Source organism: Vibrio sp. M60_M70, assembly GCF_037162085.1.
GTDB lineage: Bacteria > Pseudomonadota > Gammaproteobacteria > Enterobacterales > Vibrionaceae > Vibrio > Vibrio diabolicus.
Genome location: NZ_JARLUL010000001.1, coordinates 1,509,810 through 1,532,068, shown reverse-complemented (window position 1 = coordinate 1,532,068; position 22,259 = coordinate 1,509,810). Strand labels below are relative to the sequence as shown.

General features: G+C 41.4%; 21 protein-coding genes and 1 pseudogene. 9 read left to right on the top strand and 13 right to left on the bottom strand.

Features of this window, described 5'->3' with window-relative positions:
- Positions 1–255: 255 nt before the first annotated feature.
- On the bottom strand, positions 256–393 hold the full coding sequence (locus tag P4S59_RS07120; RefSeq protein WP_158500878.1) for a hypothetical protein: 138 nt from the start codon (positions 391–393) through the stop codon (positions 256–258).
- A 2-nt stretch (positions 394–395) separates the two neighbouring features.
- Positions 396–662: a hypothetical protein gene (locus P4S59_RS07115; protein ID WP_025818062.1), complete on the bottom strand. Its 267-nt coding sequence runs from the start codon at positions 660–662 to the stop codon at positions 396–398.
- A 783-nt stretch (positions 663–1,445) separates the two neighbouring features.
- On the opposite strand from P4S59_RS07115, the gene P4S59_RS07110 reads away from it, so the two are divergent.
- The gene (locus tag P4S59_RS07110) at positions 1,446–2,417 is read left to right on the top strand and encodes a hypothetical protein (RefSeq protein WP_222766327.1); all 972 of its coding nucleotides are present in this window, start codon (positions 1,446–1,448) and stop codon (positions 2,415–2,417) included.
- 73 nt (positions 2,418–2,490) lie between these two features.
- Here the strand turns inward: P4S59_RS07110 and P4S59_RS07105 are convergent, their stop codons facing one another.
- From P4S59_RS07105 to P4S59_RS07075, 7 genes are all read right to left on the bottom strand, one after another.
- Positions 2,491–3,654, bottom strand: a complete 1,164-nt coding sequence (locus P4S59_RS07105; protein ID WP_025818064.1) for a VapE domain-containing protein — start codon at positions 3,652–3,654, stop codon at positions 2,491–2,493.
- A gap of 11 nt (positions 3,655–3,665) precedes the next feature.
- Positions 3,666–4,316, bottom strand: a complete 651-nt coding sequence (locus P4S59_RS07100; protein WP_025818065.1) for an AAA family ATPase — start codon at positions 4,314–4,316, stop codon at positions 3,666–3,668.
- 181 nt (positions 4,317–4,497) lie between these two features.
- Positions 4,498–5,049, bottom strand: a complete 552-nt coding sequence (locus tag P4S59_RS07095) for a recombinase family protein (protein ID WP_025818066.1) — start codon at positions 5,047–5,049, stop codon at positions 4,498–4,500.
- Positions 5,050–5,211: 162 nt separating this feature from the next.
- A complete protein-coding gene (locus P4S59_RS07090; RefSeq protein ID WP_025818067.1) occupies positions 5,212–5,445 on the bottom strand; it encodes a hypothetical protein in 234 nt (77 codons plus the stop codon).
- On the bottom strand, positions 5,438–5,728 hold the full coding sequence (locus tag P4S59_RS07085; protein WP_025818068.1) for a hypothetical protein: 291 nt from the start codon (positions 5,726–5,728) through the stop codon (positions 5,438–5,440). Before P4S59_RS07085 ends, P4S59_RS07090 begins: the two co-directional genes overlap by 8 nt.
- Positions 5,721–6,023, bottom strand: coding sequence for a hypothetical protein (locus tag P4S59_RS07080; RefSeq protein WP_025818069.1), 303 nt, complete (start codon positions 6,021–6,023; stop codon positions 5,721–5,723). Before P4S59_RS07080 ends, P4S59_RS07085 begins: the two co-directional genes overlap by 8 nt.
- A gap of 107 nt (positions 6,024–6,130) precedes the next feature.
- Complete coding sequence (locus tag P4S59_RS07075; protein WP_222766328.1) at positions 6,131–6,985, bottom strand: hypothetical protein; 855 nt, start codon at positions 6,983–6,985, stop codon at positions 6,131–6,133.
- Positions 6,986–7,083: 98 nt separating this feature from the next.
- Between P4S59_RS07075 and P4S59_RS07070 the strand changes: the two genes are divergently transcribed.
- Complete coding sequence (locus tag P4S59_RS07070) at positions 7,084–7,314, top strand: helix-turn-helix domain-containing protein (RefSeq protein ID WP_025818071.1); 231 nt, start codon at positions 7,084–7,086, stop codon at positions 7,312–7,314.
- A gap of 60 nt (positions 7,315–7,374) precedes the next feature.
- Here the strand turns inward: P4S59_RS07070 and P4S59_RS07065 are convergent, their stop codons facing one another.
- Positions 7,375–8,964 (bottom strand): recombinase family protein, encoded by a 1,590-nt coding sequence (locus P4S59_RS07065; RefSeq protein WP_078231512.1) that lies wholly within the window; start codon positions 8,962–8,964, stop codon positions 7,375–7,377.
- A gap of 43 nt (positions 8,965–9,007) precedes the next feature.
- Between P4S59_RS07065 and P4S59_RS07060 the strand changes: the two are divergent.
- Positions 9,008–9,268, top strand: a pseudogene (locus tag P4S59_RS07060) (carboxypeptidase M32); the annotation flags it as partial.
- A 70-nt stretch (positions 9,269–9,338) separates the two neighbouring features.
- On the opposite strand, the gene P4S59_RS07055 reads toward P4S59_RS07060, so the two are convergent.
- The gene (locus P4S59_RS07055) at positions 9,339–10,289 is read right to left on the bottom strand and encodes an LpxL/LpxP family Kdo(2)-lipid IV(A) lauroyl/palmitoleoyl acyltransferase (protein WP_031780342.1); all 951 of its coding nucleotides are present in this window, start codon (positions 10,287–10,289) and stop codon (positions 9,339–9,341) included.
- A 696-nt stretch (positions 10,290–10,985) separates the two neighbouring features.
- Between P4S59_RS07055 and P4S59_RS07050 the strand changes: the two genes are divergently transcribed.
- Positions 10,986–12,413, top strand: coding sequence for an APC family permease (locus P4S59_RS07050; RefSeq protein ID WP_337168145.1), 1,428 nt, complete (start codon positions 10,986–10,988; stop codon positions 12,411–12,413).
- 74 nt (positions 12,414–12,487) lie between these two features.
- Here P4S59_RS07050 and P4S59_RS07045 read toward each other — a convergent pair whose 3' ends face one another.
- Together P4S59_RS07045 and P4S59_RS07040 are read right to left on the bottom strand one after the other, a co-directional pair.
- On the bottom strand, positions 12,488–12,823 hold the full coding sequence (locus tag P4S59_RS07045; protein WP_065646842.1) for a DMT family transporter: 336 nt from the start codon (positions 12,821–12,823) through the stop codon (positions 12,488–12,490).
- Between the two features lie 173 nt (positions 12,824–12,996).
- A complete protein-coding gene (locus tag P4S59_RS07040) occupies positions 12,997–13,383 on the bottom strand; it encodes a hypothetical protein (RefSeq protein WP_258657912.1) in 387 nt (128 codons plus the stop codon).
- A gap of 340 nt (positions 13,384–13,723) precedes the next feature.
- Here P4S59_RS07040 and metA point away from each other — a divergent pair, with 340 nt between their 5' ends.
- From metA to P4S59_RS07015, 5 genes are all read left to right on the top strand, one after another.
- Positions 13,724–14,665, top strand: a complete 942-nt coding sequence (gene metA / locus P4S59_RS07035; RefSeq protein ID WP_006741610.1) for a homoserine O-acetyltransferase MetA — start codon at positions 13,724–13,726, stop codon at positions 14,663–14,665.
- Between the two features lie 178 nt (positions 14,666–14,843).
- Positions 14,844–15,569 carry a type IV pilus biogenesis/stability protein PilW gene (gene pilW / locus P4S59_RS07030; RefSeq protein ID WP_053807335.1) on the top strand — a complete coding sequence of 242 codons (726 nt, stop codon included), beginning with the start codon at positions 14,844–14,846 and terminating at the stop codon, positions 15,567–15,569.
- A gap of 269 nt (positions 15,570–15,838) precedes the next feature.
- Positions 15,839–16,768, top strand: a complete 930-nt coding sequence (locus P4S59_RS07025; protein ID WP_161444880.1) for a phosphate/phosphite/phosphonate ABC transporter substrate-binding protein — start codon at positions 15,839–15,841, stop codon at positions 16,766–16,768.
- Positions 16,768–18,927, top strand: a complete 2,160-nt coding sequence (locus P4S59_RS07020; RefSeq protein ID WP_337168144.1) for an EAL domain-containing protein — start codon at positions 16,768–16,770, stop codon at positions 18,925–18,927. Before P4S59_RS07025 ends, P4S59_RS07020 begins: the two co-directional genes overlap by 1 nt.
- Positions 18,928–19,084: 157 nt before the next feature.
- Positions 19,085–22,252 carry a response regulator gene (locus P4S59_RS07015; RefSeq protein ID WP_443089037.1) on the top strand — a complete coding sequence of 1,056 codons (3,168 nt, stop codon included), beginning with the start codon at positions 19,085–19,087 and terminating at the stop codon, positions 22,250–22,252.
- Positions 22,253–22,259 lie beyond the last annotated feature (7 nt).

The following is a 22,259-nucleotide window of genomic DNA, read 5'->3' as shown; positions in this document are numbered from 1 at the left end:
AGAGAAAAAGTGCTGGTTAAGGTGTTCGGAATAAACCGAAACAAGCGTTCGCAATCACCGAAATACGCAGTATCTGTGTTCCCTCTCAAACCGTGTATAAAAACAACTGCTACTCTATCCATTATATACCTCCTAGCGCATAGTGATATGCAATTCAGTTAAATGTCAAGAAGCCTTTAGATACACCCCCATAAAACCATGATAAATTTGATATTTATCTATATTTCGAATACTGACAGTTCCTATGTATAGTTTTCAACGGTTGTGTAGCTGTGCTAGCTTCTTCACTTCAGCTATAGCCGAATCAACAACTTTCTTACGCGCTTCTGTTGTCTCGGTTTTAAAGCGAATTTCCGGTTCATGTGTTGCGGCTTTGATTGATTCAATAAGCATGCTTACCACCCTCGCATTTCTTTTCTGAACTCGCTAGGCGTTGCATCTGCAAGTTCTAGTAATTCTTCTTGACTCCATTCGGAGATAGCCGTCAGTAGTCGGTCAAAGTAGCGGCAATCGTTATCAGTTAAACCACTCTTTCTTTTTCGATCGGTTGCGTAGATTTGATCCCAGATACATTCCACCAAATAAGAACGGTCGATTTGTTGATTAGAAATACTAATTTCGGGATCGATATTTTGACTTGTTAGTAAGCTTGGACAAAGCATATTGTTACCTCTTGTTCGTTTGTTGTTGTATTTAACGGCACTAAAAATTCAAACCCAAAAAAAGCAGCCGCAAGGCTGCTTAACAAAACGAGAGATATTACGATTGAATGAATTAACGAATTCAATCGTATTTATGCAAGGTAAATCCATGTCGAAAGCGGTTTAACGTCTAGAATCGATTCTAAACGACGTTAAAGACTAATTCGACCCAAGCCGTGCTACTAGCCAGTTGAAACCGTCTAGAATCGCACTGAAGAGCATCTAGCTTGCGCTATACAAGTCAAAGATAACCAACAAGTAATCAAAAGCTAAGCTGTCCGGTAGCACGTAGTGCTATCGCAAGACGGTGACTGCGTAGCAGTCTCTTAATCTACCAGTTGAGACTCATCCAAAGAACTACAAGTACCATCAACTCCATGGAAGCGAAGCGTTGAAGCTCCGATACCGACAATTTTTGTCGTTATTTTCATTAGTTTCATTGACTTCATTACTTTCTATACATTCATCAACTTCATTGCTTTCAGTACATTCTTTGTGTTCTTTACGTTCATTTCCTTGCTACTAACAAGTACGACGTAGGTGAAAAAAAAGTTGCCTGTTTCTACAACTTTCACCATATCCCTTTATTCCAGAAATATAAATATATGTGAGAGCGCAAAGAGGTGCGTATGTTTTCAACGTACTACTTCCTTGTCAGGTTTTTGCACTGCGCCAACAGTGCACCTCTTTGCGCTCTTCAGCTTTGGCGAGCTGAAATATATAACTTTGACATAGGAATAACTCATGGAAACATCTATCCCATATATTGAATTCTCCAATTCAAAAACAACTCATCACTTCATCCGCACCGTCAACCTTTCGGAAGATCACGTATCGGGCTTCACCCATTGCCTTTATGACAACCGAAATGCCAACTGTAATACGTCATCCGATTTAACGGTGAAAATTCAAGCACTATCACTTGATCGCGAATGTATCTCAGAAAAATCAACTCTCTGGCTGAACTTCAATACTAAAGCACCGGATTATCGCGGCATGTCACGAGCAGAAAGAGCACAAAAGCAACATCGAGAATTTTACGCAGAAACACGCCGCTTTTTTGATTCTCTTATTGAGCAAAATCGTGAGCCAGTAATTAGCGCATCAGGTCATAAAAGAACTAAAAAGCCCGATTTCTATACTTGCGGCATCCGATATCCAAAAATACGAAAGAATGCAGAACAAAGTGCAGGGTTACTCATCATGAAAAACGGCAAACCTTACTTGTATGCGGTTTCAATTGGTAAAATTCAATACTCATTTTTTGCAACGTATGATGCTGATATTCAAGGGGAAGCTTTCGGGCGAGTTACGGTAGAAGATTACGATTTCATCGGCTGTGAGTATGAGTTAGACGAGTGGGATATTGAATGTGAAATGCAGCAACAAACAATCAACATTCCCATGCCTGAACAACAAGCTGACATAGCAAACAATTCAACTTTATCGACTAATAATTCAGTTACAAATCACTCAGGACTCTGTGAAGAGAATAAGGTTGAGCAAGTCCACCCTATTGAAGCACTAAGATCTAACCCTTGTTCTGCCAATATTGCTGAGGCGTTTAACTATGCGATACAAAATGGTTGTGCCCTTGCAACCATCAAAGATATATGTGGCTATGCACAAATAGAATTGCCAATGAGTGCTCGATTTAGGCTACAAGCATTTGCCTCAGAAATGAGAGCGCAATTTTCAGATAAAATAGCTGCGTAACCATACACTCTATACACCGCCTACACGTAAACGTGTAGAGCGTGTATAGTATGCATAGTTGCCAAATCACTTTTTACACATCAAAAAAGTAATAATTGCCTGAATTTTTGCGTCGTCGTTCAATCCCGAGCTGCACAACTTGTTTGCCGAATTCAGTGTTCGACAAGCTTTTCTCTTTGTGAACTTTGCGCCATGAGTCGTACAACCTGAATAGATCTATCGCTTTATGCTCTTCTGTAACATTAGTTTCACGAAATTCATCTAGCCAGATTTCAACCGATGAACGACAACGCTGAGTTTCGTACTGAATTTGTGTAATTCGCTCAATATGATTGTCTACGTACAGTGGACATTCGGCGTTTTCATCGACGCATCGCCACAGTTTTTCAAAATCTACGTGCTCTAATGCGTCGAAAAGCGGCTTTTTCAAGTTAACTTGCCAAATACGACGCGAGCCCGTTGAGTCTTTTAAAATATCGCTAACATCTACGTTACTTGATGCTATCGCATTTGTTACTTTCTCAAATTGCAATATCGTCGATGTGTTCGGATTTCGCATAGCGACCTTATCTGCGTAACACCATTCTTTGAATTTAGCGATCATTGACGTATTGATCGAAGAAATCTCATCAAAATCAACGACAAGCAGCTTTCGCCACAAGCCGTTGCCGAATGTGTCTTTGATACTAGAAACATCACGTCTCAACGCTAACTCAGCGATTGGCTCATACAGTTTTTGATTGAACGTGCTCTTACCGAAGCGCTGCTCAACAGCGAACAAAAGTGGCATCGGCACTTGCTCTTTCTCTAATTTGTTAATTGTACGTTTAACATTCCAAACCCAAGACTTGAAAATTAGTATGTCATCATCACTGAATTGTGCATATTTTTTCAGCTTCACAAACTCATCAGCGAGCGTTTCATCATATTTCAAACGTTCTCGAAGCTGATCAATCAGCTCATCGTACATATTCACGTCATACTGCGTTAACGCAGCTTTAACATATCGAAGCTTGTGAAACGATTCATCGACTTTTTTACGCTGCATCCACAGAAAAAAGTCGGCATTAAGCTCACTCGGCGTAAGTGTCATCTTATCTTTCGTGAAGCGGCAGAAGCCCCATTTGATATCAGATTGCTCGAAATATTTCTCAACAAGCTGAAGACTATCAGTGCATTCTGCAATACTTTGTAGCTCTGACTGTTCAATAAAATCATCTAATTTAACAACATTCATGTAGCATCACCTTAATAGCCTGAAGAAATAAGCGGATTTTTGTCAATCTCACGAGTGAGAAGATACTTCTCTGTGTATGCAAAGACTTTGCGAATATCACCGTTCGAGGCACTGAGAATCATGCGAATAATTTGCATAAACTTGCTATTTAATTGCTTATCTTCGATTTCTTTATCAACAATCCCTGCTACTTTAGCAATTACTAATTCTTCGTTATCTGACTGATTAAAATCTATGCCGTTTACTCGAGACAGTAAGTTAGCGGGAATTTTATCGATAGCGTTTGCTGTCATGATGACTACGCAATTAGTACGCGTTGAGAACTTATTATAAGCTGATGATATTGCTTGCAGTTTTTGCGAGCTCAGTTTATCAATTTCGTCAATGACGACGACTGGCGAGCAATTCGATAGATCATTCATCGCTAATTTTCTATCTAAATTGTCGATCTGCTTAGCTGACTGTGCGCATGAAGCGTCGATAAATAATGCTGAATCAGAAATCGAATCAGCGACTATTTTTGCTGCAAGCGACTTGCCTGATCCTGTGCTATTACTGTGAATCAGAAAGAAGCCTTTCATTTTGGCGATAATCTGTAGCTGTTTCTTATTTGAATCAGAAAGAAGCATATCGTCGAGTGACTGTGCTTGTTTAATATACATTGTAGAACTCTCATTTTAAGTCATTGTTTAATATACGTTTTTGCACTTCCTTGTGACGTGTATATACCTTAACCTGCAAATCTTGAGTTCTAAACAAAATAAATTGAAAAATATTTTTTATTACTATTTTTCAGTAGCTTAGAGTTAAAAACAATTTCATTTATATGAAATTAGGTTGATATTATTGCATTAATTTGGCTTTCGCTCTCTGAACTGTAGAAACTCCAATACCTAGCTGCTGTGCGGTCTTACGAATAGATAGACCGTTTTCAAGACAATCAATGATAGCTTGCTTGTCTACTGTTGCAGTGCGCCCTTTGTACTTCCCTGCCGCTTTAGCTTTCGCTATGCCTTCAGCCTGACGTTCAAGTAGCATTTGCCGTTCAAACTGATACACAGAACCGAGCAAATTCAGCAATAACTCATTCATCGGGTTGCTTTTATCGGCACTGAAAAGCATATTCTCTTTGATAAACTGAACAGCTACCAACTTAGAATTGAAGAACTCAATCAGACCTAATAGGTCTTTCATGTCACGAGCAAGACGTGAGATGTCATGAACCACAACTGTGTCACCTTCCCGTACGTAATCTTTCAATCTCTGTAGCTCTACCCTATCAGTTGTTGAGCCACTGCATTTATCGGTAAACACTTTGTCCAATTCAACACCATCAAGTTGTCGCACTGTATTCTGCTGCACCGTAGATACCCGAACATAGCCAACCTTGCTCATATTTCACTCGCTGTATTCATTTAACTCTAGATGAGACTACATTAGGCTGTATTCAATGGAAAAAGCAACCGTAATGAATACAGTTACCGTATTCATTCGAATGTGTTCTTAGACAGTAGTCCAATGAATACAAAAAAGCCCCGTATCTCTACGAGGCTAGTTTCAATCGGCAAGCAGTCTTTCAAGTGATTCAATTCGCTCGCCATTGTGTTTCGTCGTTGCCTTTACAAGATCAATGTCATCAAGAATGATATCTGTTCTCTCCAACACCACTTTTTGTTGTGTCGCCAAGGTATCAAGAGTCGAGTTCAACTGACCATAGTTGTTGGAAAATGAAATGTTCGAGATCGCCAACGGCATGATAATAACCAACAGCCCTGCTAGTATCTTATTCATTTCCACCTCCTAGTTGTTCAAGTACCTCTCTTCGTTTACGTTCACGCTCTGATTGCTCAAGCAACGCTTGTTCTTGCGAAGCCAAACGCGTTTGCTCATGTTGTTTCATCTTTTCTCGAATGGCGTTGAGTCGTTGAGCTGCCGCTTCTTGATATTCTTGGTCTTTTAACTGGTCACGGCGATATTCATCTAAAGAGCCAACTTCTCGTAATAGCTGTGTATGTGTTAGCTCACAATGATTTAACTCATAGTCTTGCTGTACTTTCTTAACTGGCTTAAGCATTGTGTGACTCCATAATTGCTTCGAGTTCATGCCGCGCCAACGTTTTTAAATACGCAGCTGATATCAGATCTTGCTCATCGACCGCCTGTTTTAACAATCTGTCTTTGTGTCTAAGGTGATGTTGAATCAACATCAAAAGCACTTGCCTTTGAGTGACCGCACCGTAATCACCATTCAAAGCGTTCTTAGTTAGTTCTTCTTCGTCAAGTTTTGAATCGATGATTAGTTTCTTTGCCGATGTGCGTTTCGACTTTCGACCAGCTTCGGATGCTGTTTGTGAGTTGAATAATGCCATTGTTCCGTTATCCCGTTATTTTTAACCGTTTATTGTTTTATTTATGGGTTAACGAGATACGCAAAAGGGAGCAATCTGCTCCCTTCAAAGTTGTTCAATTAAGATTGTTATTTGTTCGTCTCTGAATCAACAACATTACGTAAACTAGCGCACATATTAGAAAAGCTTAGATAATCGTTTTCCCAACTATTTCTAAGCAAGGCTAATGCAGCTTGTCGACGTTGTTGATAAACTGATTTATCCCAATAATGTTTTCCATCGACTTTCGAATATATGTCATTTCTAGCATACGACTTCCAATCATCGATTACTTTTTTAGCTCGTCGATCTGTTGGTAGAAAGTACGTACCTTTTTCCATACACACTTCAATACCACCGATAGCAAAAGCAGTGTCACTTAATTCTTTTTTATGCCAGTTCGCTAATTGATCTTGTTTTTCCTTCTCAACAGATGCTTTCTTAACTGCCTCTTCGGCTTTGTGTTTTAACTCGATTTGTTCGCGTGTCAATTCAACTAACTTCGGTAAGACTGTATCGGAAAACGTTTTCGTTGCTCTGACTTTAGGCGTAGTCAAATGATATGTTACGACATATGGACGGCATTCCGTTACGTCTAGTTCATCACTACTTACATAACCAACTATTTCATTACCATAACGCCCATGATTTTTAGCAATTGATTCGACTTTGGTGATATTGAATGTTCCTTTCTTTCCTTTAGTCTTTGAATCAAATAAACCACAATCTACAGTGTCATCAAGTGGCACTTCAAACTGTATTGGCTCATCAATCTCGACTGAAAGATATTCATATGTCTCTGCCTTGAATAACTCAACTGCCTCCGTTTTAGTAGCAACCTTCAATTTTTCTACTTGCTGTGTTTGATTACCTGTTGACTGACAGCCAGCTAATACAGCCACCGATAGCACACTGACTACGCCTAGTTTTACTTTTTTGCTCATAACATCCTCAAAATAAAAGCCCTCTGCACCCATATAGGTGCAGAAATAACAAATTTACATGAGAAGCTATTTCCATTTACACCTCGACCAATAGAACCATGAGCCAAGTCACGGAAAAGAAGAATATTATCGGTCTAAGAGTGCGCGACTGCCGTTTGTCCAAGGGATGGTCTCAAGCAGATCTTGAGCGTGAATGTAGCTTACACGGTATCGATATGACACGTAGCAAGCTTGCCAAAATTGAAAGCGGCATGATTCGTGTGACTGACGAGATGATCAGGGATTTGTGTGTCGTGTTAGGCACCGATGCCAATTCGCTGTTTGAGTAGCCCTATTCAAAACTAAAAAGGGAAGCTTTTCGCTTCCCTCTCAAATCATCAATGAACATACTAAGCCAGTAGCGGTTTTAGTCTTCTGTTGACTGCCATACCATTATCAACAAACTGTACTGCTCCATTCTTGCCGACTTTAAATTCAAACTGCTCATCAGTGACAAACGTAATCGTAACCACTGGCTCTGATTTTAAATCATGACCCCGTAACTTAATCACGATACTCTTACAAATGCTGTTGATTAACGTTCTACATTTCAATCTAGCTTCTTTATCATTCGCTCGTGCTTTATCAGCCAATTCCACCAGCTTGTTCACCCATTTCTGAACGTCACTTTGATTAACATCTGGCTTCTGTGAATCGCGTTCTTTAATCAGCTTTTGTTTTTCCAACTTCAGTTTGTCGTGAGCATCTTTGAACAAATCCCAAGGTGCACCTGCTGTAACCTGCTCGACAATATGTTTAACTTTGTTCTCTACTTCGTCGATTAAAGCAGAGTAGTTAACATTGTTAACTGTAGGAACTAAGGATTGAGGTTCAACACCGATACAAGCTGCAAACAATACCGCGCTTTCTATTGGTTCAAGAAACACAGACGAACAACATGAACTCGTTTCTTTATGTGTTAAGCAATGCAATCGTGTAACGGTTCTACTATATTCACCCGAGCGTTTATATTGCTTCTGAGTTTGAGCACCTAACCCACCACCGCAATAGCCACAAGTCGTAAACCCCTTGCCATGACCAGTAATCAAGTGAACAACTTCACCTCGACCATGCATTGATTTACTTCGTTTAGTTCTATGTTGTTGTAACGCTAACCACTTTGATGTTGTAATCAACGCTGGGTAGAAGTCTTCAAGGTCATACTCAACACCTTGAACGTTAATTCGCTTCATTCCATATAGAGCATGAGACTTAACGATGTTGGCAACTGTTGTTTGTCCCCATGCACTTCGTTTACCTGATAGCGTTGGTATGTTTTCTTCTGTCAGTTGTCTAGCTATCTTTAAAGAACCAATACCTTGATTATACAAATTAAGAATTCGACGAATCACTTCTACCCGTTCATTAAACGAATACGTGTCATTGTCTTTGTTGAAATCAAGCCAACTAGGATCAGAACCGAGTCGTCGAATCTTTCCATTTGCTTGATATTGATTCAACGCACTCTTTAAGAAAGCATTAGAACGACGCTGTTTAGTTTCAGATTCTTCATTTGCCCTAATCATCACAACGAGGGACATGATTAACTTGAATGGGTTTTGTTGAATCTCTTCCCGAGAATAAACTTGATTATCTGCGGCTGTAACGACTGTGATACCAGACAATATTAAATCGGTGAGCGCAGCTTGAGCAATCAACGGGTCTTCACGACTTAAACGATCTAATGACTCTACCACCAGCACTGAGCCACTAGGAACTTTGCCTGCCGTTACTGCTGCTAAGAATTGACCAAACGCGCCTTTAGTCTTATGCACACCATGAAACGCACTAAGCCCTTTGTCCATCATGGTTAAGCTTTTATCTAGCTCTAAGCCATGCTCAATGGCGTATTGCTCAGCGAAATTCGACTGGCGTTCGATTGATGTGCCTTTAGCCTGCTCTGGGCGGCTAAAGCGCATATAACTGTATACTTTTCTCATTGTTACACCATACCATAAAATGCAAGTTATCACTATACATTAGACAGATGGAAGTTTTGGATATTTCCCGTCTTACACTCTCGGTGCGATGTACGCAGCCCAATTCATGGCCGCAATGAAGCAAACAGTAGATGTGGACGCGGTTATTCGCTCTGGCGATCTGACGCCGATATTCGATTGGCTGTCGAAGAACATCTGGAGTAAAGGCTGCTTATTAACAACAGATGATCTCGTAAGAGAAGCAACGGGTGAAACACTAAATGCTAAGCACTTCCAAGCGCACCTAAAAGGCCGCTACCTGTAAATAGAAAAAGAATAGAACGTAAAAGCCCAAGGTTCGTATGTTCCTTGGGCTTTTTTAGGCTCTTTCTATACTATGCCAAGCTAGGGATAAGCCTTGGCTTGTACAAACAATCCTCGCCTTCAGGTCTGGTTTTAAACCGACGGTGAAGCCACATATATTGGCTCGGACTTGCCATGATTGACTTTTCAACTATCTTATTCACGAAAACTGCCGCACCTTGAGGATCTTCTTTCGGGAAACCGTCGACTGGCGCACTAATCGTCAAGGTATAGTGTCCGTCCTTTCCTCTTACCATCGTAAAAGGCACGATGGCACAATCAGTCGAATCAACCAGCAGACTTGTACCTGTCGTCGTGCAAGCATTTTTAACGGCAAATAATGGCGCAAACGTTGAGCGTCGGTTTCCATAATCATGATCCGGTGCATACCAGACCCGCTCACCCGTTCTAAGCGCTTCAAGCATGGCTTTAACGTTCTTGCGATCAATAAGCGTACGATTAGAGCGAGAACGCCCCTTGTATTGAAAGTAATCAAAACACGGATTGTTGTTTGGGCGATAAACACCAGTTCCAGACTTTTTAATGCCAAAAGCACGAGCACCTAACTCTAAGTTCATCGAGTGTACGGCCAACATTAATGCCCCTTTGCCTGATTTTTCTAAAGCCTCGAGGTGCTCCATTCCTTTTATCGTAACGTGTTTGTTTACCCGTTTATCAGACCAAAACCATGCCATCGCCGTCTCAAATAGCGCAATACCTGTATTGTCGATATTGTCTTTTAAAATTGCTTCGCGTTGGCATTCTTCCATCTGAGGAAAGCAAAGCTCAAGATTGCGCCTAATCGTAACTTGACGTTTTTTCATGATTCGCATAGCTAAACGGCCAATGCCACGTCCTAATGCTAACTGAACTTTGAAAGGAAGGAGACTGAGTAAGTACATTACGCTGATGATAATTAAGGTTCCCCAGTAACGAGGCAAAAGAAATTCAGCCTTGAATTCAGGCTTTTGGTATTTATTCATGTGAGTATTGTCAGATGTGCCCATCTATAAGTGATAAAAACAATGATAATGGACTGCACTTTTATCATTGATAGCGCTAATAACATAAATTAAAGCGCGCGGATTCTATGGTTCTTCGACACACTACACAATAAGAACTTTGCAGAAATATGTAGGGGGATGAAAAAGCAGCAAAGATGAATCACCACGTTAACATCGATTGGAGTGATTAATCTACCGCACTTTCATAAAGTTTGGACAAACATAACTTTGTGTTTTCAATGCGCTAGATAATGGTGTTTTTTTAACCCCATAATGCAGCTATCATGAAAATAACAATAAACATGATAATCATTACCCTGAACAAGTAAGACAACTTTCCGGTGCCACCTTTTGGCGCTTGGTTACAGCATCCCATTGTGTTTATCCATCGTTTCATTTCGATATGGCATTAATGTACTCCTTGACCTTAGGGGAAAGTCAAACCTTTACCTAAAGGTTCTAATTTATCGCTATAAGTGTTTATTTATCCGACATATCACTCGTTTATATCCCATGGAAATAAAGCGCGTTGTTTTCAGCTCATTTTCGGATAAATACATACCGTTTTTCGCTATATACCCACTATTTATGAGGAATCTACAATACGCGAGTCTTACTTGTAGCACGCTACTTTTACAACCTAGAAGCTGTGCGCTCATCCATTAAAGGTATCGAATGAGCAATATCGTTAAATCCGCCGTTAAATTGAGTGTTTTCTCTATCATCATGATCACCGTAACTTCGGTCGACAGCATAAGGAACATTCCTGGGGCGGCTTTGTTTGGTAGCCATGCCATTTCTTTCTTCTTACTTGCTGGACTCTGTTTTTTTGTCCCTACAGCGCTAGTGTGTGCTGAGCTAAGTACCACTTATCCAGAGCAAGGTGGTGTATATCTTTGGGGCAAAGAAACACTAGGGCCAAACTTTGGCTTTGCCACCGTGTGGTATCAATACGCTGAAAATATTGTTTACTATCCACCTTTAATTTCATTCATTGTTGCAACGGGAGCCTACCCTTTTTTCCCAGATCTGGCGCAAAACAACATGTTTATGTTGTTGATGATTAATGTAATTTTTTGGGCGTTAACTTTAGTTAATATCTTTGGCTTGCGCCTCTCTTCCCTGATTACAAATGTATTCGGCACCCTAGGTTTGATATTTCCGATTCTATTGATTATCGGATTAGGCGGGTACTGGGCGTATACCCACTCTGGTGAGTCTCATATCTCGCTTCGCCACGTATCTGACTGGTTGCCGGACCTTTCTCAAGATGGGATCGGAGCGGGTTTTACTGCGGTAGTTCTTTCACTGACAGGCCTTGAAATCACGACCTCTTATGCAAGCGAAGTCGAAAATCCGCAAAAAGCCTATCCCAAAGCTCTGCTGATCTCCACAATCTTAATCTTGGTTTCTCTGACAGCGTGCTCACTGTCTATTTCTTCGGTCGTCTCAAGTGACCATTCTAGTTTGAGTGAAGGAGTGATACTTGCCTTCAAAGCTTTTTTTGATGATCTGCACCTCTCATTCCTGCTGCCTGTCATTGCCCTTGCTATTGTTTTTGGCACGCTTGCAAGCCTGAATAACTGGATAATCGCCCCAACTAAAAGTCTGCATGTTGCCGCAAAAGATAGTTTCATGCCGATGTCGCTCGCCAAAGAAAACCGCAACCAAGCCCCCGTCTCATTGTTGCTCTTGCAAGGCACGATTGTTAGCGTGCTCTCTTTGGTTTTCATTTTTGTTCCTAACGTCAATCAAGGCATGTGGTTATTGAATATCCTGATGACTCAGCTCTATATGGTGATGTACATCTGTATTTTTGTTAGCTTTTTGGTCTCACGCTACAAACACGCAGATATTGAGCGCCCATTTCGAATTGCGGGCGGAAAAATAGGAATGTGTTTAGTGGCAGGATTAGGCTTGATGAGTTGCTTGGTGACGATTGTTGTATCTTTTGACGTACCAGCAGGAATTAGCGCAAAAACTGGGGCATATGCACTGATATTAGGATTTATCACATTTAGCCTCCCAGCGTTCGCCGCCGTGATGTATCGCAATCGAAAACATCGTCAACAAAGCAAAATGCTTGAGGTACTAGTAAGTTAACTATTGGATTGACATTAAAAAGCCGCAGCAATTTCTCGCTACGGCTTTTTATTTGGCATCACAAGTAGTGTTGGTTATCCGTGTCCTACGGTCTTGGATAACAGATTCACGATCATCACACCAGTGAGGATAAACCCAATACCAACAAGCGCCGGCAAATCTAGCCGCTGTCCATAAACAAAGTAGCCAACCGTCGCAACTAAAACAATACCCGCTCCACTCCATATGGCGTAAACAACCCCAACAGGCATCGTTTTTACCGTGACGGAAAGCAAGAAGAAAGCAATGCCGTAACCAATCAGAACGACTGTGCTCGGCATCATTTTCGTAAATTGCTCTGTTTTGGGAATATAGGAAGTGGCAATCACTTCACATACAATCGCGATCGACAGCGCCAACATTGGCGGCATAGATACAAGCATTTTGAACATAAGGCATTAACGCTCAACAGAAATGTAACCGACAACACGTCCGGATAATTAGGTCGCGCATTATACCCAACTCATCTCTCGATGGAATACCTCTTACTCAAGCAGCTTCAAAATGCAGGCTTCACAGCGTGATCACTTGGGTATAGAGAAATTTACACGCCATCGCTTTCACTCACTTCTTGATGAGTAAGCGACAGGCCTGCTTTTTGGTGCTGCCGAGCAATTTCAAAGTAGATGTGCATATCAATTGGCTCTGGTGTATTGAGCAGCATCTTGCCCACTTCTCGTTGAAAGTGACCATAATTACCTAACTCATCCGTCAGCCCTAGCTGCTCGTAAGAAGCTTCATTGGCAAACATTCCATAGGCATACTGATAATGACTTAGATCCTTGCTCTTATCATGACCAAGATCTTGAAGGGCTTGATCAATTTCTTTCGGCGTATAAGTATCTTTATCGCCAAACAAGCGCAATAGTACGCTAGGAACCTCTTGAGCGATGCTCTGAATTTTTGTCTTTCTTTTAAAAATACCGAACATAATGTCCTCCACTGACGATGTTTCCAAATACACACTTTAATGCATATTGGTGAGCTGATTGTTTTTAGTATGGCTCATTAATCTGAGACTTCCTTACAACGAAGTCACTTTCGCATATTAACGTGATCACATAATTACCAGCAAATAGTACGAACAGCGTTTCAAACATATCTCATCAGAAACTCCGCTCTAGTCACAATTGTGTGACAGCTTCGAGCTCGGTTTACCATAATGTAAAGAGTAGATTGAAAAGTCATATTTCGTATCGACATCTAAACTTAATTAAGTTAGCTTTAGAAGTATAGACGTCTAGATTGACTATACTTAGGGAGAGAAAGTCGTGCCAATTAGAATTCCAGATCAACTACCAGCTACCGATGTGCTAAGGACAGAGAACATCTTCGTAATGAGTGAAACGCGTGCTGCGAGTCAGGAAATACGTCCTTTACGAGTGCTGATCCTGAATCTGATGCCCAAAAAAATAGAAACTGAAACTCAGTTTTTGCGTCTACTCTCAAACAGCCCATTACAAGTCAATGTCGAGTTGTTACGCATTGATAACCGCCCAAGCAAAAATACGCCAACCGAACATTTGGATACTTTTTATCGTCAATTTGAAATGGTGAGAGATAAAAATTTCGATGGCATGATCATTACTGGTGCCCCACTAGGTTTGGTTCAATTTGAAGATGTCATTTATTGGGACCACCTAAAAACCATCATGGAATGGGCAAAAGATCATGTGACATCGACTCTTTATGTCTGCTGGGCAGCACAAGCAGGACTGAAGTTGCTCTACGATCTACCTAAAAAAACGCGTAAAGAGAAACTTTCAGGCGTGTACCATCACCAGATTCATCATCAATTCCATCCTATGTTACGTGGGTTTGATGACACATTTTTAGCGCCTCATTCACGCTATGCCGACTTTTCACCTCACTTTTTAGAAGAACATACCGACTTAGACATCCTAGCCACATCGGATGTTGCAGGTGTTTATTTAGCTACAACAAAAGACAAGAGAAATGTGTTTGTTACTGGGCATCCTGAATACGATTCGCATACCTTACATAACGAATATATCCGCGATTTAAGCGAAGGTATGGAACCAGCCATTCCCGTCAACTACTATCCAAACAACAATCCTGATAATCCACCAATTGCCAGTTGGAGAAGTCATGGACATCTCCTCTTTTTAAACTGGCTGAACTACTGCGTTTACCAGCAAACACCTTATGATCTTGATCACTTCAGTGAAGACGCTTTTACTAAAGACGATTAACCTCAAAGCACGCAAACAAAGCGCTTATGATGCCTAAATATAATATGTGAACCAAGCCGCCATATGGCGGCTTTTTCATACCAGTTTGCAAACCTGATCGCATAGTGTTTTTTCCTCAATAGGCTTTTGCTACGTAATTCATATCATGCTGGGAGATTCAGGGATGTAGGGACAAAGAATGAAAACAACAAAGCTCGGTGCACTACTATTAATCTCTCAGTTTGCACTTGTGGGCTGCGTGACGGTGAAAGAAGATGGTAGCCCTGTCGTTAAAGCCGATCCTGTAGCAATGGCAGAATCACGTATCGCACTTGGCCTAGGTTATTTAGAAGGCGGCAATATGATTCGCGCGCATGATAACTTGCAACAAGCCTTAACCCACGCACCTCAATACTATCGTGCTCAGTTATCGATGGCTCACTACTATGAAACGGTTGGTGAAGATGCTAAAGCCGAGCAAATGTATAAACGCTCTCTACGCCAACACACCAAAAACGGTAACGTGCTCAATAACTACGGCACCTTTCTTTGCAAGCGGGGTGACTTCGAGAAAGCCGATCAAATGTTTAATCGAGCCATTGAGCAACCTTATTACTATCTCATTCCGGCCAGTTATGAAAACGCCGCATTTTGCGCGTTGAAGTCACAAGATAAAGACAAAGCGAAATACTACTTCGCCCGAGCTATTGATCATGACCCTCATAGGCCAAAATCTATTTTGCAGCTAGCCAAGCTAGAAATTGATAGCGGCAATTACACTGAAGCCAGAATTCGATTAATGAGATTTAATCAAATGTATGGCGTTAAGAAACCCTCTTTACAGCTCATGATTCAACTTGAACGTGCAGCAGGTAATGAAGCACTCGAGAAAAAATATCAAAAGCAATTGGAGAGGTTTTCTTAACACGACATCATGATAAAGAAGGTGTACTCGCTCACAGACACTACTGAACTTGACTAAGAATCCAGTGAATTAAAACCCACGGTGAAACATTCATCCTGTACATAAACTTCAAATTCGGTACTATTTGAACGGAATAAGTGACCAAGTCACGTTATAAAAGTGCGCTAGTAAAACGAAATTTGTACATCATACTGTTTCTACTATTGATTTGGGGCGCATTGATAAATGCTAAATATTACTGACATGCACCAGAAGGAAGTTGAAGCCGGATGAAACCTGCCTGCACTCTGTTATCACTCACTTTGCTGAGTTCGCCTTTTGTCGTCAGTGCACAAGAAAATATTGAAAAAACATTCACGTTTGGCATTGTTTCCAATAAAGCTCAAAGCAAAATCAAAAAGTCGACGCCTTTCACGCAGTACGTGACCAATGGTTTGGCTGAATACGGATACACCAAGGGTGCTGTAAAAGTATTTAAAAATTATCGCCAGCTCGCGGTGGCACTTGAAAATGGCACCGTTCAAATTGCAACAGCCACCCCCTTCAATGCAATGACCCTCGAGGCAGAGTCTGGCAGCCAAGCCATTGCCATACGCTGGAAAAAAGGTTTACAAAAATATCATACGGTATTCTTTACCCACAAAGAGAGTGGTATCGAGTCGATTTCTGACCTGCGCGGAAAAACACTTGTTTTTGAAAAGCGTACATCCACCAGCAGCTATTACTTACCCGCTATTACACTGCTTAATCAAGGGGAGAAATTAGAATACCTCCCCTCCTCCGATGACAAACCAGCCAAAGACAGTATTGGATATTTATTCCTTGACGAGCACTTGGCTCAATCGAATGAAATCAACCTTTCAGTATGGGTGTATAAGCAGAGAGTCGCAGCAGGAGCGTTCAGCAATTTCAATTGGAGCAACCCTAAAGATCTTCCAGAAAGCATGAAAGACAAACTAACGATTTTCGCTCGCTCGGTAGAAATACCTAGAGACTTAATTCTCGCCTCTCCGACCTTAAGCCAAGATCAGCAACATAAAATCACGTCAATATTGCTCGGTATGGAGGCATCTCAGCAAGGTGCTTTAGCACTTAAACAGTTCCAAAACACGAAAAAGATCACCGCTCTAACGCCAGAAATGTCCGCGTCCTTAAATACCGTTCGAACATCTATTCACTTGTTACCGAAGGTGGATTGATGTTCCACAAACTCTCACTCGAAACTAAATACATTTGCTCGACCATTTTTGTTGTCCTGTTTGTCGTAGTGATAAACCTCGCACTATATATGCATGGTTACGATACGTACTCAAATAACTTAACCCGCCAAATCACCGAGAACTCACAAGAAAAAACAGAGTCTTACGTCAAGCAAAAAGGATTGGTTTACGCAGAGTTATTATCAAAACAACTTTTTGACCCACTCTATACGGATAATATCAGCCAAGCGTACGAGCAAATTAAAGCGACATTAAGCCAACCAGATGTCTCGAAGATACACGTTGTTGATAATGAAGGGCTAATCTTTCACGACGGTACGACTCAGCTGAGTATGTTTGCCCAGCCTCATTACCGTTCTCGCTTTATTTTAAAAGCAATAGAAGAGTCTAGAATTCTCATTTCTTTTTCTAAACATCAATTAGAAATTGCGGCACCGATTCAGCAATCGAATATCACACTGGGCGCGGTGTATCTTGAACTCAACCTAGCACATCTATTAGAAGAGAAAGAACAAAACATTGCTCAAGTACAAGCGCTTACCTCAAACGATAAGCAAAAGATGTTTAACTTGCTGCTCACGATCAGTGCGATATCCGTTCTGCTCGGAAGTGCCATCGCGTATGCTTTAGGTCGCTCATTAATAAAACCACTCAAACAACTTAAAGAACAATTTACAGAGTCAAATACTCAAGCACTGCCAATCACTGATATAAAAAGTAAAGATGAAGTGGGTGATCTTATTTCGGCGTATAACAAAATGTCGAACAAAGTGAACAGATACACAAGCCGGGTAGAGTTCATGGCGTATCACGACATTCTTACCTCCCTGCCTAACCGAGAAAAGTTGCTCATTGATATCCAAAAGCAAATAACGAACCGCAAATCACCCTCACTCGCGGTTGTTTTTATTGATCTGGATGACTTTAAACATATTAACGATAACTACGGGCATAGCATCGGAGATAAATTGCTAGGTCATCTCGCCTCAGAACTTCAAGGTCGTTTGCCGAGTTACTTCCAGCCTCTTTACCGTCTTTCAACCATCGTAAGCCGAGTCGGCGCTGACGAATTTGTGCTGGTCTTTCCATGCAAAGACAGCCTCCACGCTAGAGAAAAAGCGGACGATATTCATCGCCAATTGCTTTCTCCTTTTAATTTGGAAGAGAACGATATTCAAATTACGGCAAGCCTTGGAGTAGCGGTGTATCCGGAATTTGGCTCAAACGCAGAGTCTCTTTTACAACTCTCCTCACTGGCGGCGCAAGAATCTAAACGACGCGGCAAAGATATCATGACAATATACGATTCCGCGTTTGATGAGACCGTGAAGCAGCGCTTATACATAGAAAAGGAACTGCGCCGCTCAATACGTGATTTATCTCAGTTCGAGCTTTGGTATCAACCCCAGTTCGACCTCAACACCTACCAGTTGATTGGTGTCGAAGCATTGGTTAGGTGGAATCACCCAGAGAAGGGTTATATCAGCCCAGAATTATTTATCCCGATTGCAGAACAAAGTGACTTAATTTTAGAGCTTGGTGAATACCTCATCGAGACAGCAATTAGCCAGCGAGCACAATGGGCGGGTCATTTCACTGCTGATTTTCATATCGCATTAAATTTGTCTCCTAGGCAGATCTACCGCCAAGATTTGAGTCAGCTCTTTTCGAAATATTTACAACAATATCAAGTCCCCCCTCAAACCATTCATGTTGAAGTGACAGAGTCTCTGTTTATTGATGATATTGAGAAAGCGCAGTACGTGCTCAGAAAATTACAAGCTAACGGCGTAGAAGTGTGGCTAGATGATTTTGGAACTGGGTACTCAGCCCTCGCCTACCTACAACAAATGTCGTTTGATGGGCTTAAAATTGACCGTTCATTTATCGCTCAAATCCAAAACAATGAACAAGATGATTCATTAGTCCGTGCGATTATATCCATGGCTCATAACCTAAGAATGAGAGTGGTAGCTGAGGGCATAGAAACCCAGACCCAACTAACAAGGATGGAATCACTTCACTGCGACGTTGTTCAAGGCTTTTTCTTGGGTAGACCAGTGCCGGCAGAAGAAATCATAGAGTTTGAGCAACAACGTCAAACAATAGATGATTCAACCGCCAGCAATTACGCTTAACTGAATAATTTATCGCGTTCATTGAATTAAAGGGGATTCGTTCTGCAATATCGGTCACACTTCGCCATCTCACAAGTATGAATTTCCTCTTAAAATCTAACATTTGAGATAGGTACACTACACTTTTCATATCAACTCTTTGGATATGGAAACGCGTGTGGTCGGGATATTTGCTTGGAACAACCTGTCTGTAAAGCAGAAACTTTTTGGATTGGTCCTACTACCAATCTTATTGTTATTGCTTCTGGCGGGCAAACATGTACAAAACCTCTCTATCCAAGCTCAAGAACTTCAAAAAGCACAACTCTTCTCCCAATATATAGATCGTGTTTCCTCACTGTATTATTTGACGAGCGATCCAAAGGTCGTGAATAACGCTCAAGAAACCCGCCAACTCGTTCAAACTTTACAAGATACAGCTTCACCTGTTTTTGGTGACAATGCCGATATATTAAATCAGCTCACGAATTTCGAAGAAGCAACACTGTCAATGCTCTCATCCAATAATACAGAAGATAAGTTAGATGCTGCTGAGTGGCGTGCCGACACATTCAAAGAGATTCTTTTGAGTTTGGATAGAGTCTATTTCAGCCATGTAAGTTATGAAACCAACACTCACCTCTCCTCATTGATGCAGCTTGAGTGGTTAATGTTTTGGTCAACAGAAGAGCATAGACTCAGCAAATACTTGGTGGAATCTACAGAGCAGGGGCAGATTTACGATCCAGCTATCCAAGCTAGTATCCAATCATTAATCCAGAACCAACAACTGCTGTTCGAACGCTTTGTCACACTTAATGCGAATAAGCAGCAAGTCAACCTCCTCATCGAAACCTTTACCGATAATGTCTTTGCTAAAAGCCAAGCATTTCGAGCCAATTTGTTGCAGCCATCAAACCTTAGAGTATTGACACCCACTCAAATAGATGACGGGTTATCTGCGCTTTATAAACGCTTAAGTTTATTACGTAACGTTGATGACCAGATGGAACAGCAACTTATTAAGGATATATCCAAGACGATCAGTGAAACAACACAGCACCGCATTGGCTTCATTGCGCTAATGAGCCTCGTGACATTGCTGGTTGTGAGTTTGACACTGAGGTTAGTGCGCAAAGTCACTGGCAACTTGAATTTAGTCCTCGAATTCCTAAGTCGAGACACTTACGAAGAGGACAACAATGAAAACTCACCACTGACAGAGTTGACCAAAGGGAAAGATGAGCTCAGTAAGTTTGCTAAAGAGGTAAAAAAACTGAGTTATGAACGTGAGCAGTCAAGACAAAAGTTAACCCAAGCCAAAGAAGATGCTGAAAAGGCGAAAGATGATGCCATCGAGGCAAGCAAAGCCAAAAGTAGCTTTCTGGCGAATATGTCTCATGAGATTCGAACCCCTTTAAACGGCGTTATTGGCATTTCAGAAGTTTTGTCAGACACGCCGCTAACGGCGACACAGCGTGATTATGTTGACACGATAGAAACCTCCTCGCAATTACTGTTGAGCTTAATAAATGACGTTCTGGACTTCTCTAAAATTGAATCTGGTATGTTGCTTATCAGCCCTCATTCAACCTGTGTTCGTGAATCCATCTACGATATTGCTTCTATTATTTCCCCGAAAGCGAAAGAAAAAGGCATCGATGTTCAAGTCAGCATCAGCCGCAATACGCCCTATCACGTTATGTTGGATGATCACCGTATACGCCAAATTATCATGAACTTCATGTCCAATGCCGTAAAGTTCACCGAACAAGGCTGCGTTGAACTCTCTGTCATCACTAGAGAAATCAAAAATGGTGAAGCGAGTATCGAGTTTTCAGTCAAAGACTCAGGGATCGGTATTGATGAGCAGCAACAAAAGAAGATATTTGCTCCTTTCGCCCAAGAAGATAACTCCACCACCCGACAGTTTGGAGGGACAGGGCTCGGGCTTGCAATTAGCACGCAGCTGGTAGAGTTGATGGGCGGTGAGATTCAGCTTGAATCCGAGAAAGGCAAAGGTAGCCGATTTTTCTTCGAACTTACGGCTCCAATTGTGACTCAAGAGTTCAATGGCTATCACTCCCTTAATCACAACGATATATGGATAGTTTGCAACAACCCTACTTTGGAGCAAAAGCTGCGTGACGAGTTGAGCTTTTTCCACATCAATGTTCAGCAATCAGTAAATACACTGGATGCTCTGCCAACGTGGATTGATAACGAGCGCATCATTGTTATCAACGTAGAAACTTCTCCAAATACCACAGCCAAACATCTAGGTGAAATGAAAAGACTTTGCATGCAAAATGTTCGAGTTTGTCTTATTAAACACCTTCATAGCGCCCAACGTGATTTTGGTAACAGCATTAGTGCATTGGTCACTCAACCCCTCTTAGGACAGCGCTTAGTAAAAGCACTTGAAACTTGTGCTGCAAACTTCCCTCAAGTAAACAAAGAGAACACGACCACACCCAATGCTAAGACTTTCCCAAAAATCTTGGTGGTCGACGACAACACCGTCAATCAAAAAATCGCTGGATTACACGTCACAAAAGCGGGCTTCGACTTTGATATCGCCGTAAACGGAGAAGAAGCCGTAGATATGTTTCAACAGAATCAATACTGCTTAATCTTAATGGATTGCATGATGCCGGTGATGGATGGGTTTGAAGCAACCAAAATGATCCGTCAAATTGAAGTCAAAGAAAAACGGACGATCAGAATCCCAATTATCGCGCTAACAGCAAGTGTAGTCGATGATGACATTCAAAAGTGTTTTGATGTTGGAATGGATGATTATGTGCCCAAACCTTTTAAAGCGGGTTTGTTGAAAGAGAAATTAGATAAAGCCATTGGACTACGCATTTCCAATATTGCTTCTGATGAAAAGCGACTGGCAACAAACACCACTCACACTCCTGAAAAAACCTCGCATGCTGAACAATCAGAAGCGACCGTGACGCCTATTCGCTCAGAACGGATTTTGCTCGTCGAAGATAACAGAGTAAATCAAAAAGTCGCTTCGCTGCTGTTATCCAAAGCTGGTTATCAATTTGAAGTGGCCGAAAACGGACAGGTTGCGGTCGAAATGTTCCAAAAAGATGGTGGGTTCGACATCATTTTGATGGACTGCATGATGCCGATCATGGATGGGTTCGAAGCCTCGCGACAAATACGCGCCTACGAAGCAAGTAAAGGTCTTCCTAAGACTCCCATCATCGCGCTAACGGCAAGTGTTGTGGATGATGACATTCAACGCTGCTTCGATTCAGGCATGGACGCTTATGTACCCAAGCCTGTTCGTAGAGAAAAGCTGTTGTACCAGATTGAAAATGCGATATAGGTAGCGA